Annotated in this window: 17 protein-coding genes and 2 riboswitches; of the genes, 12 read left to right on the forward strand and 5 right to left on the reverse strand. The window is 67.9% G+C overall.

Annotation, left to right across the window (positions count from 1 at the left end; translation table 11 throughout):
• Positions 1-67: 67 nt before the first annotated feature.
• The 3 genes from gcvH to HZF05_RS13160 all read right to left on the reverse strand — a co-directional run bounded on the left by gcvH (position 68) and on the right by HZF05_RS13160 (position 2,748).
• Positions 68-442 (reverse strand): glycine cleavage system protein GcvH, encoded by a 375-nt coding sequence (gene gcvH, locus HZF05_RS13150; RefSeq protein WP_160362685.1) that lies wholly within the window; start codon positions 440-442, stop codon positions 68-70.
• 2 nt (positions 443-444) lie between these two features.
• Positions 445-1,599, reverse strand: coding sequence for a glycine cleavage system aminomethyltransferase GcvT (gene gcvT / locus HZF05_RS13155; RefSeq protein ID WP_160362686.1), 1,155 nt, complete (start codon positions 1,597-1,599; stop codon positions 445-447).
• A 54-nt stretch (positions 1,600-1,653) separates the two neighbouring features.
• A riboswitch (glycine riboswitch) is annotated at positions 1,654-1,771 on the reverse strand.
• Positions 1,772-1,867, reverse strand: a riboswitch (glycine riboswitch). It abuts the riboswitch before it with no gap.
• A gap of 188 nt (positions 1,868-2,055) precedes the next feature.
• On the reverse strand, positions 2,056-2,748 hold the full coding sequence (locus tag HZF05_RS13160; RefSeq protein ID WP_181638868.1) for an efflux RND transporter permease subunit: 693 nt from the start codon (positions 2,746-2,748) through the stop codon (positions 2,056-2,058).
• A gap of 96 nt (positions 2,749-2,844) precedes the next feature.
• On the opposite strand from HZF05_RS13160, the gene ispH reads away from it, so the two are divergent.
• Genes ispH through rnhA form a run of 3 tightly spaced genes read left to right on the forward strand, consistent with a single transcriptional unit; the run spans position 2,845 to position 5,250 of the window.
• Positions 2,845-3,825: a 4-hydroxy-3-methylbut-2-enyl diphosphate reductase gene (ispH, locus tag HZF05_RS13165; protein ID WP_160362688.1), complete on the forward strand. Its 981-nt coding sequence runs from the start codon at positions 2,845-2,847 to the stop codon at positions 3,823-3,825.
• Between the two features lie 25 nt (positions 3,826-3,850).
• Positions 3,851-4,807 carry a homoserine kinase gene (gene thrB / locus HZF05_RS13170; RefSeq protein WP_160362689.1) on the forward strand — a complete coding sequence of 319 codons (957 nt, stop codon included), beginning with the start codon at positions 3,851-3,853 and terminating at the stop codon, positions 4,805-4,807.
• A complete protein-coding gene (rnhA, locus tag HZF05_RS13175; RefSeq protein ID WP_160362690.1) occupies positions 4,804-5,250 on the forward strand; it encodes a ribonuclease HI in 447 nt (148 codons plus the stop codon). Before thrB ends, rnhA begins: the two co-directional genes overlap by 4 nt.
• Positions 5,251-5,408: 158 nt before the next feature.
• On the opposite strand, the gene HZF05_RS13180 is transcribed toward rnhA, so the two are convergent.
• Complete coding sequence (locus HZF05_RS13180) at positions 5,409-6,359, reverse strand: alpha/beta fold hydrolase (RefSeq protein WP_160362691.1); 951 nt, start codon at positions 6,357-6,359, stop codon at positions 5,409-5,411.
• A gap of 50 nt (positions 6,360-6,409) precedes the next feature.
• Between HZF05_RS13180 and HZF05_RS13185 the strand changes: the two genes are divergently transcribed.
• From HZF05_RS13185 to HZF05_RS13225, 9 genes are all read left to right on the forward strand, one after another.
• Entirely contained in the window at positions 6,410-6,883 is a 474-nt protein-coding gene (locus HZF05_RS13185; RefSeq protein WP_160362692.1) for an A24 family peptidase, read from the forward strand.
• 46 nt (positions 6,884-6,929) lie between these two features.
• The gene (gene cpaB, locus HZF05_RS13190) at positions 6,930-7,988 is read left to right on the forward strand and encodes a Flp pilus assembly protein CpaB (protein WP_160362693.1); all 1,059 of its coding nucleotides are present in this window, start codon (positions 6,930-6,932) and stop codon (positions 7,986-7,988) included.
• Positions 7,989-7,990: 2 nt separating this feature from the next.
• The gene (locus tag HZF05_RS13195) at positions 7,991-9,529 is read left to right on the forward strand and encodes a type II and III secretion system protein family protein (protein WP_160362694.1); all 1,539 of its coding nucleotides are present in this window, start codon (positions 7,991-7,993) and stop codon (positions 9,527-9,529) included.
• 11 nt (positions 9,530-9,540) lie between these two features.
• Positions 9,541-10,206: a CpaD family pilus assembly lipoprotein gene (locus HZF05_RS13200; protein ID WP_160362695.1), complete on the forward strand. Its 666-nt coding sequence runs from the start codon at positions 9,541-9,543 to the stop codon at positions 10,204-10,206.
• A 2-nt stretch (positions 10,207-10,208) separates the two neighbouring features.
• Positions 10,209-11,477, forward strand: coding sequence for a CpaE/TadZ family protein (locus tag HZF05_RS13205; RefSeq protein ID WP_160362696.1), 1,269 nt, complete (start codon positions 10,209-10,211; stop codon positions 11,475-11,477).
• A gap of 73 nt (positions 11,478-11,550) precedes the next feature.
• Positions 11,551-12,522, forward strand: coding sequence for a type II secretion system F family protein (locus HZF05_RS13210; protein ID WP_160362697.1), 972 nt, complete (start codon positions 11,551-11,553; stop codon positions 12,520-12,522).
• A 16-nt stretch (positions 12,523-12,538) separates the two neighbouring features.
• On the forward strand, positions 12,539-13,537 hold the full coding sequence (locus tag HZF05_RS13215) for a type II secretion system F family protein (RefSeq protein WP_160362698.1): 999 nt from the start codon (positions 12,539-12,541) through the stop codon (positions 13,535-13,537).
• 161 nt (positions 13,538-13,698) lie between these two features.
• Positions 13,699-14,190 carry a hypothetical protein gene (locus tag HZF05_RS13220; protein ID WP_160362699.1) on the forward strand — a complete coding sequence of 164 codons (492 nt, stop codon included), beginning with the start codon at positions 13,699-13,701 and terminating at the stop codon, positions 14,188-14,190.
• Positions 14,191-14,240: 50 nt separating this feature from the next.
• On the forward strand, positions 14,241-14,867 hold the full coding sequence (locus HZF05_RS13225; RefSeq protein WP_160362700.1) for a DedA family protein: 627 nt from the start codon (positions 14,241-14,243) through the stop codon (positions 14,865-14,867).
• A 37-nt stretch (positions 14,868-14,904) separates the two neighbouring features.
• Here the strand turns inward: HZF05_RS13225 and HZF05_RS13230 are convergent, their stop codons facing one another.
• Positions 14,905-16,446 (reverse strand): DEAD/DEAH box helicase, encoded by a 1,542-nt coding sequence (locus HZF05_RS13230; RefSeq protein ID WP_160362701.1) that lies wholly within the window; start codon positions 16,444-16,446, stop codon positions 14,905-14,907.
• Positions 16,447-16,523: the final 77 nt, after the last annotated feature.

Genomic DNA, 16,523 nt, shown 5'->3' on the forward strand with positions numbered 1-16,523 from the left:
ACAGGCTGCAAGCGCAGCGTGTGAGGCCCACACTTCGACTTCGCTCAGTGCGAACGGGTCCACTTGATCAAATGCTATCCACGAACGCCTTGTACGCGGCCTCGTCCATCAGCCCGTCGAGCTCGGACGGATCGGACAGCGTCAGCTTGAAGAACCAGCCGTCGCCCTCCGGCGCGGTGTTGACCAGCGAGGGATCGTCGGTGAGCGCGGCATTGCCCTCGGTCACTTCGCCCGAGACCGGCGCGTAGACGTCCGACGCGGCCTTCACCGACTCCACGACGGCGGCTTCCTTGCCCTTCTCGACTTTCGTGCCGGCGGCGGGCACCTCGGCGAAGACGATGTCGCCGAGCTGGGCCTGCGCATAATCGGTGATGCCGACCGTCGCGGCAGTGCCCTCGACGCTGATCCACTCATGATCCTTGGAGAAATAGACGGTTCCCATGGTCAGGCTCCCTTGCGGTGATAGCGGTGGGGGACGAGCGGCATCGGGGTGACGATGCCGGTGAAGATCTTGCCGCGCTGGTTGAGCGTGATGCTCGCGCCGGGCGCGGCGGAGGCGGCGGGCACGTAGGCCATCGCGATCGCCTTGCCGAGCGACGGCGAATACCCGCCCGAGGTGACGCGACCAACCTCGCTGCCCTCGCCATCGAGCACGGCGGCGCCTTCGCGCACCGGCTGGCGGCCCTCGACCACCAGCATCACGCGCTTGAGGATCGGGCCGTTCTCACGCTCCAGCATGATACGGTCGTGGCCGGGGAAGCCGCCTTCCTCGCGGCGGCGCTTGGAGAGCGCGAAGCCGAGAGCGGCGGCGACGGGCGTGGTCTCCGGATCGAGATCGTGGCCGTAGAGCGGCAGCCCCGCCTCCAGCCGCAGCGAATCGCGCGCGCCGAGGCCGATCGGCTTCACCTCCGACTCGGCGCAGAGCGCATCGGCGAGCTTTTCGGCATCCTCGGCGGGCACTGAAATCTCGAACCCGTCCTCGCCGGTATAACCCGAGCGGCTGACCCAGCAGTCGATGCCGGCGATGGTGAAGGCGCCCGCGGTCATGAAGGTCAGCGCCTCGACGCCCGGCGCGAGACGTGCCAGCGCCGTCACCGCCTCCGGCCCCTGCAGCGCCAGCAGCGCCTGCTCGTAGAGGTGCGAGAGTGTGATGTCATCGTCGAGATGTTCGCGCAGATGCGCGATGTCGTCCCACTTGGTCGCGCCGTTGACGACCATGTAATAGCCACCCTCGGCGTCGAACGGCGAGGCCGCCGGCAGCCGCGTGACCATGAGATCGTCTAGGATGCCGCCATTGTCGGCCAGCAGCAGCGAGTAACGCTGGCGTCCCTCGCCCAGCCCCTTGATGTCGGCGGGAAGCAGCATTTCGAGCGCTTCGGCGACTTCCTCGCCGGTGAAGACCAGCTGGCCCATGTGGGAAACGTCGAACAGCCCGGCATGCTCGCGCGTCCAGAGATGTTCGGCCATGATGCCTTCATACTGGATCGGCATGTGGTAGCCGGCAAACTCGACCATGCGGCCGCCCTTCGCGCGGTGCCAGGCGTCGAGCGGCAGCGCCTCGACGGTCTCCACGAAGTCTTCTGTGGCGGTATCGGTCATCAGGGCCTCCGTGCCGGTAAGACGAGGCGACGCGGGCGGATTCGCCCTGTCATCCTCGCCCCCTCTGTCACGGAACCTGAGAGCTTTCGCGCGCTCTTGCGAGGGCGCTTACCCCTTCGGTGGGGCGACCGGCCGATTCACGACCCTTCGCCCGCTTTCCAGAGTGCCCTGATCTGCCCGCGCGGTCCCGAGGCCTGAGAGATTCCGGGGCGGTTGCTCCTTCGGCGGCGACGGCCCGAAGTCCGCCACGCTCTCCCGCGTGTACAGCCGGCGGTTGCCCGCCGGAGACGGGTTCGGAGTGGGGGATGCGGGAGCGCGAGTCAATGCGAGTCCCGCCGCACTCGGAAAAATCCCGTTCGCACTGAGCGTAGTCGAAGTGCGGGCTGCAAACGCAGCGCCTGCCGCCCGTCCTTCGACTACGTTCAGGACGAACGGTGCGCTTGAATGACGCTCAGATCACTTCGTCGCGTTGTAGGCCAGCTGCTCCTGGGTCAGCTGGAAGCCGACCAGCAGCTCGAAGCTCGCCTTGGCCATCGCCGCGCGCACCGTCGGATCGGTCATCGGATCGACGGTGGCATCGGCATCGTCGGCGTTGCGCTTGCGGATCAATTTGTTGCGGATGTTCTCCGGCAGGGTTGCCTCGGCGCGATTGACGGTGGCGCTCGCCTGGCCGTTGGCGGTGGCGAGCAGCTGGCCGTCGTCGAAGTGGACAGAGATTCGACTGATCGACTTCGACGCGACCTCGGTGCCGCCGTGCATCACCACCGCGAAATAGGGCAGCACCACGTCGCGGCTCCCATGCGGATCGCTGCGCCGCGCCTCGACCTTGAAGGTCACATTGCTGTTGAGGTTGGGCGATTCGGCCGCCTCGTCCCTGTTCGGCTTCTTGCCGTTGTCCTCGCTGTCGTCGCACTGGCCGTGCACGTCGGTGAGGACGGCCACGACATCGATCGCGCTCGCATCCCGGCTCTGCGCCGGATTGAAGAGCGTCACGTCGCCGGCATAGGCCGGAACGCCGACGGCCGGGCAGCTGGTGCGCTTCACCTCCTGGCCGATCGAGCCGCCGATCGCGGTGATGTCATTATCCTTGGCGCAGCCTGCGAGGACCAAGGGAGCGAGCAGGAGGGCGAGCGGCAGGCGCTTGGTCATCGACAAGAGGGCATGTCCTGAATGGGGAACGGTCGGGCGCGGATCATAGGAAGCGCCTTCCGTGCAGGCAAGCAATCGCGTAAGGGCTTCCCCGAGATGATCCAGGCCGACACCGCTGCTCTCGAACCCGTCGCCGGCGGGCTTCCCCCGCTCGACCTGCTGATCGCCGCCCCGCGCGGCTTCTGCGCCGGCGTGGACCGGGCGATCCGCATCGTCGAGCTGGCGATCGAGAAATACGGCGCGCCGGTCTATGTGCGGCACGAGATCGTCCACAACAAATATGTCGTGGACGAACTGCGCGAGAAGGGCGCGATCTTCGTCGAGGAGCTGGACGAGGTGCCGGACGATGCGCCGGTGGTCTTCTCCGCGCACGGCGTGCCCAAGATCGTGCCGTTCAAGGCGTCCGAGCGCGGCCTGACCTGGCTGGATGCGACCTGCCCGCTCGTCTCCAAGGTCCATCGCCAGGCCGAGCGGCTGTCCGAACAAGGCCGCCACATCCTCTTCATCGGCCACGAAGGCCACCCCGAGGTGATCGGGACGCTGGGGCAGTTGCCCGACGGCGCGATGACGCTGGTGGAGACCGAGGCGGACGTCGCCGCGCTGGAGGTGGCCGATCCCGCCAACCTCGCCTTCCTCACGCAGACCACGCTCTCGGTGGACGACACCGCCGCGATCGTCGAGGCGCTCAAGCGACGCTTCCCGATGATCCAGGGGCCGCGGGGCGAGGATATCTGCTACGCCACCTCGAACCGGCAGGCGGCGGTGAAGACGATCGCCCACCGGTGCGATGCCATGCTGGTGATCGGCGCGCCCAACTCCTCCAACTCGCTGCGCCTCGTCGAAGTGGCCGAGCGCGAGGGCGCGCGGGCGATGCTGGTCCAGCGCGGCGAGTGCATCGATTTCGACTGGCTGAAGGGCGTCCGCACGCTCGGCATCACAGCCGGCGCCTCCGCGCCGGAAGTGCTGGTGCGCGAGGTGGTCGATCGCCTCGCCACCCGCTATGCGGTCCGCGAGCTCGAGGTGGAACACACGATCGAGCGCATGATCTTCAAGCTGCCGCGCGGGCTCGCCGCCTGAGCGGCGGCACACGCGGGGGAAGCGAGTGGCGGTCTACACCCATGTTCCGGCCGAGGAGATGGCCGAACTGCTGGCGCGATATGGCGTCGGCGCGCTGCGATCGTTCAAGGGCATCGCCGAGGGCGTCGAGAACAGCAATTATCTGGTCGAGGCCGAGGGCGCGCGCTTCATCCTGACGCTCTACGAGAAGCGTGTGGATGCGGGCGACCTGCCCTTCTTCCTCGCGCTCCTCGATCATCTCGCCGATCGCGGCCTGCCGGTGCCGAGGGCACTCAAGGACAAGGATGGCGTCCAGATCCAGACGATCGCGGGACGTCCCGCCTGCCTGATCGAATTTCTGGAGGGGGTGTCGCTCTCCCATCCCACGCCCGCACAAGCCCGGGCAACGGGTGAAGCGCTCGGGCGGATGCACGGCGCGCTCGCCGATTTCGCACCGGAGCGGCCCAACACGCTCGGCCTCGCCGGCTGGCATGACCTGGCGGGGCGCTGCGGCACGGCCGTGGACGAGATCGCACCCGACTTCTCGAAGCGCATCGCCGACGAACTCGCCTGGCTCGATGCGCGTTGGCCCGCCGACCTGCCGCATTCGGTCATCCATGCCGATCTCTTTCCCGACAATGTGCTGATGCTCGGCGATCGGGTGACGGGCATGATCGATTTCTATTTCGCCTGCTCGGAGATCCGGGCCTGGGATGTGGCGGTGACGCACAGCGCCTGGGCCTTTTCGTCCGATGGACGCGATTTCGATGTGGGCGTCGGAAAGGCGCTGCTCGAAGGCTATCAGGCGGCGCATCCGCTCACCGACGCCGAGCGTGCCGCTCTCCCCGTGCTGGCGCGCGGATCGGCTCTCCGCTTCACGCTGACGCGTACGTGGGACTGGCTCAACACGCCGGCCGATGCACTCGTCACTCGCAAGGACCCGCTTGCCTTCCTGCGCCGGCTCGATTTCTACGCCCAGCATCCGGAGTGCTTTTCCGCGTGACCGACGAACTGCCGCTGGTTTCCATCTTCACCGACGGCTCGTGCAAGGGCAATCCCGGCCCCGGCGGCTGGGGCGCGCTGCTGCGCACGGGCGAGACCGAGAAGGAGCTCTCCGGAGGCGAAGCGCTCACCACCAACAACCGCATGGAGCTGACCGCCGCGATCCGTGGGCTGCAGGCGCTGAAGCGCCCCTGCCGGGTGCTGCTCACCACCGACAGCCGCTATGTGATGGACGGCCTGACCAAGTGGATTCATGGCTGGCGCAAGAACGGCTGGAAGACCGCCGACAAAAAGCCGGTCAAGAATGCCGATCTCTGGCAGGAGTTGCTCGCCGCCGCCGCCCCGCACCGGGTCGAGTGGAAATGGGTGAAGGGCCATGCCGGGCATGACGAGAATGAGCGGGTCGACCAGCTGGCGAGTAATGAGGCGCTGAAGTTTCGCTGATCGGCCCGAATCGACCGAGGACGCCGTTCATGCTGAGGAGCCGCTGAGCCTGTCGAAGCGGCGTCTCGAAGCACATTGCGCATGCCCTTCGAGACGGGCCTTCGACCACGCTGCGCTCCGCTCCGGCCCTCCTCAGGGCGAACGGGGTGTTCATTCTTTCATGCTTCTGGCGCCCGCCGATCCAGAAAATCGTCGATCGCGGCCAATGCCGGCAGGCGATTCTCGTCGGCCTCGCGCAGCAGTTCGTGGCGGCCGGTGGGGAAGAGCTTCAGCTCTGCGTCCGGCAATCGCTTCGCCGCAGCTGCGATCGCCTCGTCGCGGACCAGCTTGTCGAGCCCGGCGGCGAGCAGCAGCACCGGCGTGCGCACCCCCTCCAGCTCGCCCTTGCCGGCGATGCGACGGTCGCCGGCCAGCGCCGCGCCGATCCAGTTCCAGGTCGGCGGGCCCATCGCGATGCCGGGGATGGCCCGCTTCCAATATTGCGAATCCTCGTAGCGCGGCTTGCTGGCGGTAAGCCGCAGATATCGGCGCGGATTGGAATAATTGTCGCGGAAGATCGCGCGGTGGCCGAGCCGCGCCAGCTTCGCGCTGCCGACCACCGCGCTCGCCACGATCCGCGGGATGTACCCGGTGTTGAGCGCCAGCATCGGCGCGACCAATACCAGCGCGTCGACGGTCAGCCCCCTCTCGGCGCAGGCGCGCAGCGCGACATGGCCGCCCATCGAATGCGCGACCAGCACGTGCGGGCCCGGCGTCCGCGCCTTCCAGTCGGCCACGAAATCGGCGAGATCGTCGATCAGCGGATCGAAGCTCAGCCGGTCGTCGGGATCGAGCGTGCCGGTGAAGGCACGCGATCCGCCCTGCCCTCGCCAGTCGAACCCCTCGATATCCCAGCCGAGGCCGTGCCAGTGATCGCAGGCTTCCAGATATTTCTCGATATAATCGGCCCGACCCGACTGAAACAGCAAGCTGCCCCGCCTCACCCGCTCCGCCGGCCAGCGATAGGCGCGGTGCGGCCAGCCGTCCGCCGCGCGCCAGACGCCGAAATCCAGCCCATCCGGATAGGCACGACGATCGAATTCCGATTCGGATGAAAGGGTAGCGGTCATTTTTCCGCTGGTTACGGTTTGGCAAGCGGTGCCGTCTAGTAGGAGCGGTCATGCACACCGCGCTCACCGGACTCCTGACCAGCGGCCTGATCGCCGCGTTGATCTACGCCACGTGGACGGATATCCGCGCGCGGATCATCCCGAATCCACTCAACGCCGGCATCGCGCTAGTCGCGCCGCTCTGGTGGTGGGCCTGCGGGGTGGCGCCGTGGCCGGGCATCGCGATCCAGCTCGCAGTAGCAGGCGTCGCCCTGCTGATCTTCGCGGGTGCCTTCGCGATCGGCGCGATGGGTGGCGGCGACGTCAAGCTGATCGCGGCGCTGGGCCTGTGGCTCGCCCCGCTCGATTTCATGAAGATGATCGTATGGATGTCGATCGGCGGCGGAATCCTCACCGTCGCAATGCTCGCGCGACACAGGCTGCGCCGAATCGAGACCCCGCTAGAAATTCCTTACGGGGTCGCAATAGCGCTCGCGACCATTCCAGTGCTCGCCGAACCGTATTTTAACCAATTCGCGCGATGAAGCTCAATCGCAACTGAACCTAGGCCTGCAGGGGGCGGAAAACGTCATGGACGGAAAGAAGATCGCATTGCTGGTGGGCGCGTTGTTCGTCGCCGCAGTGACAGCCATCATGGCGAAGAACATGTTCGGCACGGCCGCTGCTCCGCAGGCCGTCGCCGCCATGGCGCCGCAGCCCACCGGGCCGCAGGTCCTCGTCGCGACCAAGCCGCTGCCGGTCGGCACCATCCTGGGGCCGGACTCGGTGCGCTTCCAGCCCTGGCCGAAGGATCTGGTCGACGGCGCCTATTACGTGAAGGGCAATGAGGGCGCCGATCCCGAGAAGCTGATCGGCACCGTCGTCCGCTCCGAAGTCACCGCCGGCCAGCCGGTCACCCAGGGCTCGCTCGTCTCCCCGCAGGATCGCGGCTTCCTCGCCGCCGCCCTGACGCCGGGCATGCGCGCCGTCACCGTCTCGGTGGGTGGCGCCTCGGGCGTCGCCGGCTTCGTCTTCCCGGGCGACCGCGTCGACCTGGTGCTGACCACCGACGTGAACGTCAACGCCACCGCCTCGACCGCCGCGAGCTCGCCGATTCAGGTCCAGGTGAAGGACGATCGCCCGCTGCAGACCTCCGAGACGATCATGCGCAACGTCCGCGTGCTCGCCACCGACCAGCGCTACGACAATCAGCCGACGCCCGAAGGCAAGACGCAGGTGTCGAACTTCTCGCTGGTGACGCTCGAGACGACGCCGAAGATGGCGGAGAAGATCGCGGTCGCGCAGAAGCTCGGCTCGCTTTCGCTCTCGCTGCGCCCGCTCGCCGATACCACCACCGATCTCGAGAAGGCGATCGCCGCCGGCGACATCAACGTGCCGGCCGGCACCGATCCCAAGGCCGAGAAGAAGATGGTGCTCGATGTCGCCAGCGAGCCGCAGGACTCGTCGACCACCTTCACCACCGGCGCCGAGGTCTCGCGCTTCGCCCGTGGTGCGGGCCGTGGCGGCAACATGTTCGCGCAGAACGGCGGCCGTTCGGCCCCGGCTGCGATGCTCGCTCCGGCAGCTCCGCCGGTCATCCATGTCGCTCGCGGCAACGCCGTCACCGACACGCCCGTGGGGGGTAAGTGAAAATGTCGATGCTGAAGATCACGCGCCATGGCGCGGCCGGCTCCGCGCTGGCTGCCGTCCTGGCCCTGGGCCTCGCCGCGATCCCCGCGGTTCCGGCCTCCGCCAAGTGGCACCCGGCCCCGAAGCGCGCCCGGCTTACCAGGGTCTCGGCCCCGGTCGCCGCGCCGCTCACCGGCCAGGTGATCACGCTCTCCACCGGCCGCGGCCAGCTGATCATGCTGCCCCGCCCGATGAGCGACCTGTTCGTGGCTGATCCCAACATCGCCGATGTCCAGGTCCGCTCGCCCACCCGCCTCTATGTGTTCGGCAAGGGCGCCGGCGAGACGACCCTCTCGGCGACGTCCAAGGACGGCGCGGTGGTGTTCGCCGCGACCATCCGCGTCGGCACCAACATCGGCAACGTCCAGCAGATGCTGAAGGTCGCCATGCCCGAGGCGCAGATCGTCGCGACGCCGATGAACGGCGTGGTGGTACTCACCGGCACGGTGCAGGCGCCCGACGACATCGAGGAGGCCAGCCGCCTCGTCCAGGCCTTCGTCGGCAAGGACATACAGGTGGTCAGCCGCCTGAAGACGGCGACGCCGCTGCAGGTGATGCTGAAGGTCCGCTTCTCCGAGGTGAACCGCGACCTGTCGAAGAATATCGGGTTCAACATCCTGACACGCGACACGTCGGGCAGCGGCTTCCTGTTCGGCGCCTCGCAGGGCAATGCGGGCACGATCTCGACCGTGCCCGGAACGCCCACCCCCGGTGGCCCGGTCGACAGCAACGGCGCGCACATCGGCGACACGCTCTACAATCTTGCGGCGGCCGCTTCGGGCACGACCCGCTTCGGCTTCATGGGCCACATGCTCGGCCTCGACATCCTGACCGCGCTCGATCTCGCCGAGACCGACGGCTATGCGACCACGCTCGCCCAGCCGACGCTGACGGCGCTCTCGGGCGAAACCGCCAGCTTCCTGGCGGGCGGCGAGATCCCGATCCCGGTTCCGCAGTTCCAGGGCGTGACCACCATTGAATACAAGCAGTACGGCGTCAGCCTCGCCTTCACCCCGACGGTGCTGGGCGACGGCCGCATCTCGCTGCGAGTCCGCCCGGAAGTGTCGCAGCTGACCTCGTCCACGGTCAGCATCCAGGGCTACCAGATCCCGGGCCTCACCACCCGGCGCGCGGAGACGACGGTGGAACTCGGCTCCGGCCAGAGCTTCGTGATCGGCGGCCTGCTCAACAACAACACGTCGAACTCGGTGAACAAGGCGCCGTTCCTGGGCGACCTACCGATCCTCGGCCAGCTCTTCCGCTCGAACGGCTGGAAGCGCTCCGAGAGCGAGCTCGTCATCGTGGTCACGCCGTACCTGGTGAAGCCGGTCAGCGACAGCAAGATCGCGCTGCCGACCGACGGCTACCGCATGGGCACCGACGCGCAGGAAGTCCTGCTCGATCAGCATAGCGACAGCACGCCTGCCAAGAAACGCGCCAAGCCCGTCGCGACGCCGCCCGTCACCCAGCCGGCGGTCGGCCCCGGCTTCTCCGGCAACTGAGGACAACGCTCATGGCACACAGCATCTCCAAGCTCCGCGCCGCGACGGCGGCTGTCGCTCTCCTCGTCGGCGCGGGCGCGGCCCATGCCGAAGGGCCGGTCAACCGCAGCGTGGACTCGGTCCACCAGCCGATCGTCAACCGCACCGATTACGTACTCGACGTCGCCGCGACCCCGTCGGGCCTGGCGCCGGGCGAGATCGATCGCCTCGCCGGCTGGTTCGACGGCCTCGGCCTCGGCTATGGCGACACCATCACGCTCGACGATCCGTCGGGCTGGCGCGGCGGTGCCGCGCAGGACACGGTGGGCGGCGTCGTCGCCCGCTACGGCATGCTCGTCAGCCACGAGGGCGCGCCTGTGACGGTCGGCCACCCGGCCCCGGGCACGATCCGCGTCGTGGTCAGCCGCGCGGTCGCGCATGTCGAGGGCTGCCCGGATTACCGCCGCGGCAACTTCGCCGACGTCGCGGGCTCGACGGCCTCCAACTACGGCTGCGCCACCGCCACAAACCTGGCGGCGATGATCGCCAATCCGCAGGATCTGGTCGAGGGTCACTCCTACGATCGCGCGGCCGACGCCAATCTCAGCGTGAAGGCGATCAAGGCCTATCGCGACGCCGCGACCACTGGCGCCGGCGGCCTGAAGGAAGTCAGCAGCAAGTCGTCGGGAGGCAATTGATCATGAACGCCCCGTTCCATCCCCGTTCCGCGGCGCTGCGCGATCCGTTCGCGGCGTTCGTGTGCGACGACCAGACCGCCGACGCGCTGCGCCCCGTGGCCATCGAGATGGGCTGGCCACCGGAGAAGGTGCACAAGGGCGGCCTGCGCAATGCGGTGCAGACGCTCGCCGTTTCCGCCTCGCCGATGATCCTGTTCGTCGACATGTCGGAGAGCGGCGATCCGCTCAACGACATCAACGCGCTGGCCGAGGTCTGCGAGCCGGGCACGGTGGTGATCGCCTCCGGCCAGGTCAATGACGTGCGTCTGTATCGCGATCTCGTCGCGAGCGGCATCCAGGACTATCTGCTGAAGCCGTTCAGCCCGGATCAGGCGCGCGAGGCCTTCGCGCACGCGCAGCTGACCCTGTCCGGCCCGCGCACTCCCGAGCATGTCGCCGACCGCCCGCACCTGGTGGCGGCGGTGATCGGCGTGCGCGGCGGCGTCGGCGCCTCGACGGTCGCGTCGTCGCTCGGCTGGCTGATGGGCGAGAATGAAGGGCGCTCGACCGCGCTGCTCGATCTCGACATCCACTTCGGCACCGGCGCGCTGGCGTTCGACGTCGAGCCGGGCCGCGGCCTGACCGATGCGATCGAGAATCCGAGCCGCATCGACGGCCTGTTTATCGAGCGCGCGATGGTGAAGGCCACCGAGAAGCTCTCGGTGCTCTCCGCCGAGGCGCCGCTGAACCAGCCGCTGCTGACCGACGGATCGGCCTTCTACCAGCTCCAGGAGGAACTGAAGGCCGCGTTCGAATCGACCGTCCTCGATCTGCCGCGCCACATGCTGATCCAGCATCCCCACCTGCTGCACGACACCCAGTCGGTGGTGCTGGTCACCGAGCTGACGCTGGCCGCCGCGCGCGACACGATCCGCATGCTGAGCTGGCTGAAGGCCAACACGCCAGGCGCGCAGGTGACGGTCGTCGCCAACCGCGTCGTCGCCAGCGCAGGCGAGATCAGCCGCAAGGAGTTCGAGGATTCGATCGAGCGCAAGGTCGATCTGGCGATCCCCTACGACGCGAAGCTGTTCACCCAGGCTGCCAAGCTGGGCAAGCCGCTCGCCGAGGTCGCCAAATCGAACAAGACCGGCGCTCCGCTGGTCGAGCTCGCGCGCAGCATCAGCCGCGCGGCCGAGGCCGGCGAGGGCAAAGATGCCGGCGGCGAGGGCAAGTCGCTGATGGACAAGCTCGGCGACTTCAAGTCGCTGCTGCCCAAGCGCAAGGCGAAGTGATGATCCGGGCCGCCGCCCCCGTCATGGGGCGGCGGCTACGGTGGGTTCAAGGTTACGGGAAGGCGATCGGCTGATGTTTTCGGCATTGCTCATGGCATTCAGCGGCTGCGTCTCGCTCGGCCTGATCTTGCTCGCCTTCTCCGGCCCGAACGCGGCCAAGGCGAAGACCCGCCGTATGGAGGGCCTGAAGAACCGGCATTCGGGCTTCAGCACCGAAGCCGCGATGCAGGCGCAGATGCGCCGCCAGCTGACCCAGCGCGACAGCAAGATGGACGGTTACGCCAACCGCTTCCTGCCCAAGCCCGACATGCTGCGCCTGCGCCTCCAGCAGACCGGCAAGAGCTGGACGATGGGCCAGTATTTTATGGTCTGCCTCGGCATCGCAGCCGTGGTGGCGCTGCTGCTGATCATCGAGCATGTGCCGATCGCGATCGGCCTGTTCGCCGGCCTCGCCGTCGGCATGGGCCTGCCGCACAAGGTGATCGGCATGCTGATCAAGCGCCGCGTCGCCCAGTTCAACTCCAAGTTTCCGGACGCGATCGAGCTTCTGGTGCGCGGCCTGCGCTCGGGTCTGCCGATCACCGAGACGCTGAGCGTCGTCGGCCACGAGGTGCCCGGCCCGGTCGGCGTCGAGTTCCGCCTGATCGGCGACCGCATCAAGATCGGCCGCACCATGGAAGCGGCGATGCAGGAAACGGCCGATCGACTCGGCACGCCCGAATTCCAGTTTTTCTGCATCACGCTGCAGATCCAGCGCGAGACCGGCGGCAACCTCGCCGAGACGCTCGCCAACCTGGCCGACGTGTTGCGCAAACGCGCGCAGATGAAGCTGAAGATCAAGGCGATGTCGTCGGAATCGAAGGCCTCGGCCTATATTGTCGGCTCGCTGCCCTTCTTCGTGTTCGGCACGGTCTATTTTATGAATCCGAACTACATGATGGGCTTCTTTCACGAGACGCGCCTCATGATCGCCGGCGGCATCGGCCTGACGTGGATGGGCATCGGCGCCTTCATCATGGCCAAGATGGTCAACTTCGAGATCTGAGGCGGGAGCAAGAGACATGGGAAACCACCCCTCCATCCTCGGCATCGACGCCATGGTGCTCGGCACCTTCATGGCGGCGATGGCCTGCATCGCGGTGCTGTTCGCGCTCTATCTCGCGACCACCGTGCGCGATCCGATGGCCAAGCGCGTCAAGGCGCTCAATGAGCGCCGCGAGCAGCTGAAGCTCGGCATCACCGCCTCCACCTCGAAGCGCCGCGCGAAGCTCAACGCGCGCAACGAAGCGACCGACAAGATGCGCTCGGCGCTGTCCGGGCTGAAGGTGCTGCAGGAAAGCCAGCTCAAGGCCGCGCAGATCAAGCTGCTGCAGGCCGGCATCCGTTCGAAGGACGCCGCCGTCGCGGTGATCTTCGCGCGCATGGTGCTGCCGATCGTGATCGGCGGCACCGCGATCATCGGCGTGTATCTGCTCGGCTGGTTCCCGGCCTGGGGTCCGCTCAAGCATTACGGCTTCGTCGCCGGCGCGCTGGTGCTGAGCTACAAGGGCCCGGACATCTGGCTGAAGAACAAGATCACCAAGCGATCGAGCGAGATCCGCAAGGGCCTGCCGGACGCGCTCGACCTGCTGGTCATCTGCGCCGAGGCCGGCCTTACCGTCGACGCCGCCTTCGGCCGCGTCGCGAAGGAGCTGGGCAAGGCCTATCCCGAGCTCGGCGACGAGTTCATGCTGACCGCGATCGAGCTCGGCTTCCTCACCGAGCGCCGCCAGGCCTTCGAGAACCTGTCCACCCGCGTGGCGCTGGATTCGGTGCGCGGCGTCGTCACCACCATGATCCAGACGGAGAAATACGGCACCCCGCTCGCCTCGGCGCTGCGCGTGCTGTCGGCCGAGTTCCGCAACGAGCGCATGATGCGCGCCGAGGAAAAGGCCGCGCGCCTCCCCGCGATCATGACCGTGCCGCTGATCCTGTTCATCCTGCCGGTGCTGTTCATCGTGATCCTCGGGCCGGCGGCCTGCTCGATCAGCGACGCCATGTCCTCGGGCAAGATGGGGTAACTTTGTCGCGGGTCCGGCCCGCTCCCCCGCCCAGCCTCCCGACGCAATCATACTGACGTCGGGAGGCTGGGCGGGGAGCGGGCCGGTGCCGTCTCAAACGATCCGGCGGGAACGTCGCCCCCTCTTCGTCGGTTCTGCCTCCGTAACAAGAGGAGGCTGCCATGGGCTTCACCCCGAACCAGTGGGCGATCGTCGCCCTCGTGCTCATCCTGGGCTGGCTGATCGGCCTGCTCTCCCGCTCCGGCGGCGCCAAATGGCGCCGCGCCTACGATGCCGAGCTGGCCGAGCGGCGCAGCGCGGAAAGCCAGCTCGCCGCCGCCCGCGAGCGGATCGCCGTGCTGGAACGGCAGGTGGCGGGCCATCCCGTCGGCCCCGGCACGGCGGGCGCGATCGGTGCCGCCGCTGCCGGAAATCGTGATGATCTCGCGCTGATCCGGGGCGTCGGGCGGAGCGGCGAGACCAATCTCAACGACGCCGGCATCTACCGCTATCGCCAGATCGAGGCGCTGTCCGATTCCGACGCAGCCACGTTGGAGACACGTCTCGGCATGAAATCCGGCACGATCGCCTACGAGGAATGGCGCGAGCAGGCCGCGTTGCTGCGCGAGAAGGGCGTCGACGCCCACCGCACGCGCTGGGGCACGCCCGCCTGACGCCCGGAGCCTAGACAAACGGGCCGCATCCATCCAAGGATCGCGGCCCTATGCACGACATCATCGGCCACGTCGCGACGTGGATCATCTCCGTGATTTCCGCGATGGGCTATTGGGGCGTTGCGCTGCTGATGGCGATCGAGAGCGCATGCATCCCGCTCCCGTCCGAGATCATCATGCCGTTCGCGGGCTATCTCGTCTCGATCGGCCAGCTCAACCTGATCGGCGTGGCCACGGCGGGCGCGATCGGCTGCAACCTCGGATCGATCCCGGCTTACTATGCCGGCAAATATGGCGGGCGCGCCTTCATCCTGAAATGGGGCAAGTGGGTGCTGATCGGCGCCGACGAGCTCGACAAGGCGGAGCGCTTCTTCGCGCGGTTCGGCAATTTCTCGATCCTGATCGGGCGCATGCTGCCGGTGATCCGCAGCTTCATCGCCTTCCCCGCCGGCATGGCGCGGATGAACCAGCTACGCTTCCACATCTACACCTTCATCGGCAGCTGGCCGTTCTGCTACGTGCTGGCGCTGATCGGCAAGCATATGGGCGCGGCGTGGAACAACGACCCGCAGCTCAAGGCGGTGATGCACAAGCTCGATCTGGTGGTGGTCGGCGCGATCGTGCTCGCCGGCGCCTTCTACGTCTGGCATCGCGTCCGGGCGATGCGGAAGGGCTGAGCCCTCTCCCGTTTTTCACGGGAGAGGGCCAGAGAAGTCAGCCCTGCTGGGCGCGGGGCTGGCCACCGCCGTTGCCGCCGCGACCACGACCGCCGCGACGGCGGCCATTGCCCCCGTTACCACTATTCCCGCCGGGGCCGGAGCGCTGCGGGCGCTCGCCGCTGCCATTCTGCTCGGCACGATCGGGGCGACCGGCCTCGACCGGGCTCCAGTTGGAGCGCTGCGGGCCGGGATGGCCGCGCCCGCCGAGGGGGTTCGCAACCGGGCCGCGCGGCGAGGCGTCACGCGAGGTCTCGCGGTTGGTGCCGCCGCGATGGACCTGGCCGTGCTGCGGACGGCCACGACCACCGCCGCGCCCGTCGTTGCGGCCGCGCGAGCCCAGCGCATCGCGCTCGCGATCGTCCTTGGTGCCCATTTTCGGCAGCGGCAGGCGCTTCAGCTCGACGACGAAATTCTCGGGCAGCGGCAGCTCGGTCGGGTGAACCCGGGTGAGCTTGGTCACGTCCTTCATGTTGCCGCGCTCTTCGGGCGAGACGAACGCCATCGCCATGCCTGAGGCGCCGGCGCGCGCGGTGCGGCCGATGCGGTGGACATATTGTTCGGGCACGTCAGGGATGTCGAAGTTGAAGACGTGGGTGACGCCGTCGACGTCGATGCCGCGCGCGGCGATGTCGGTGGCGACCAGGATCGGGGCCGAACCGTCGCGGAAGGCGGCGAGCGCCTTCTCGCGCTGCGGCTGGCTCTTGTTGCCGTGGATCGCGGACGCATTGATGCCCGCCGCGCCGAGGTGGCGGACGATGCGGTCGGCGCCATGCTTGGTGCGGCTGAAGACGAGCGCGCGGCCGATCTCCAGCTCGCGCAGCTTGAGCGTCAGCAGCGCCTGCTTCTCGGCCTGGTTGACGTAGGTCAGGAACTGCTCGACGCGCTCGGCGGTCGAGGCGACGGGCGCCACCGCGACCTTCACCGGATCGGTCAGGAACTTGTCGGCGAGCTCGCCGATCGTCTTGGGCATGGTCGCCGAGAAGAAGAGCGACTGGCGCTGCTTGGGGAGCAGCGGCACGATCCGCTTGAGCGCGTGGATGAAGCCGAGATCGAGCATCTGGTCGGCCTCGTCGAGCACGAAGATCTCGACTGCGCGCAGGCTCAACGCGCGCTGGTCGATCAGATCGAGCAGGCGGCCCGGCGTGGCGACGAGGATGTCGACGCCGATCTGCATCTGGCGGATCTGACGGCCGACGGGCACGCCGCCGAACACCGTCGCGACCGACAGCTTCAGGTTCTTGCCATAGGCGCGCATCGAATCGGCGATCTGCGAGGCGAGCTCGCGAGTCGGCGCCAGCACCAGCATGCGGCACGTCTGCGGCAGCGCGCGCTTCGGATTGGCCGAGAGGTGGTGGAGCGCCGGCAGCGCGAAGGCCGCGGTCTTGCCGGTGCCGGTCTGTGCGATGCCGAGCAGGTCGCGGCCCTTGAGCAGCGGCGGAATGGCCTGCGCCTGGATCGGCGTCGGCGTCACATAGCCCTCGGAATCGAGCGCGGCCTGGATCGGGGCCGCGAGGCCGAGGTCGGAAAATTGGGTCAAGGTTGGTAGTCCATATGCATGGCCGCACGCAGCTCCCCGAACGGGAGGCGCGGCAGCGGGTTCGATGACGACCCGCG

Source organism: Sphingomonas chungangi (assembly GCF_013778325.1).
Lineage (GTDB): Bacteria > Pseudomonadota > Alphaproteobacteria > Sphingomonadales > Sphingomonadaceae > Solisphingomonas > Solisphingomonas chungangi.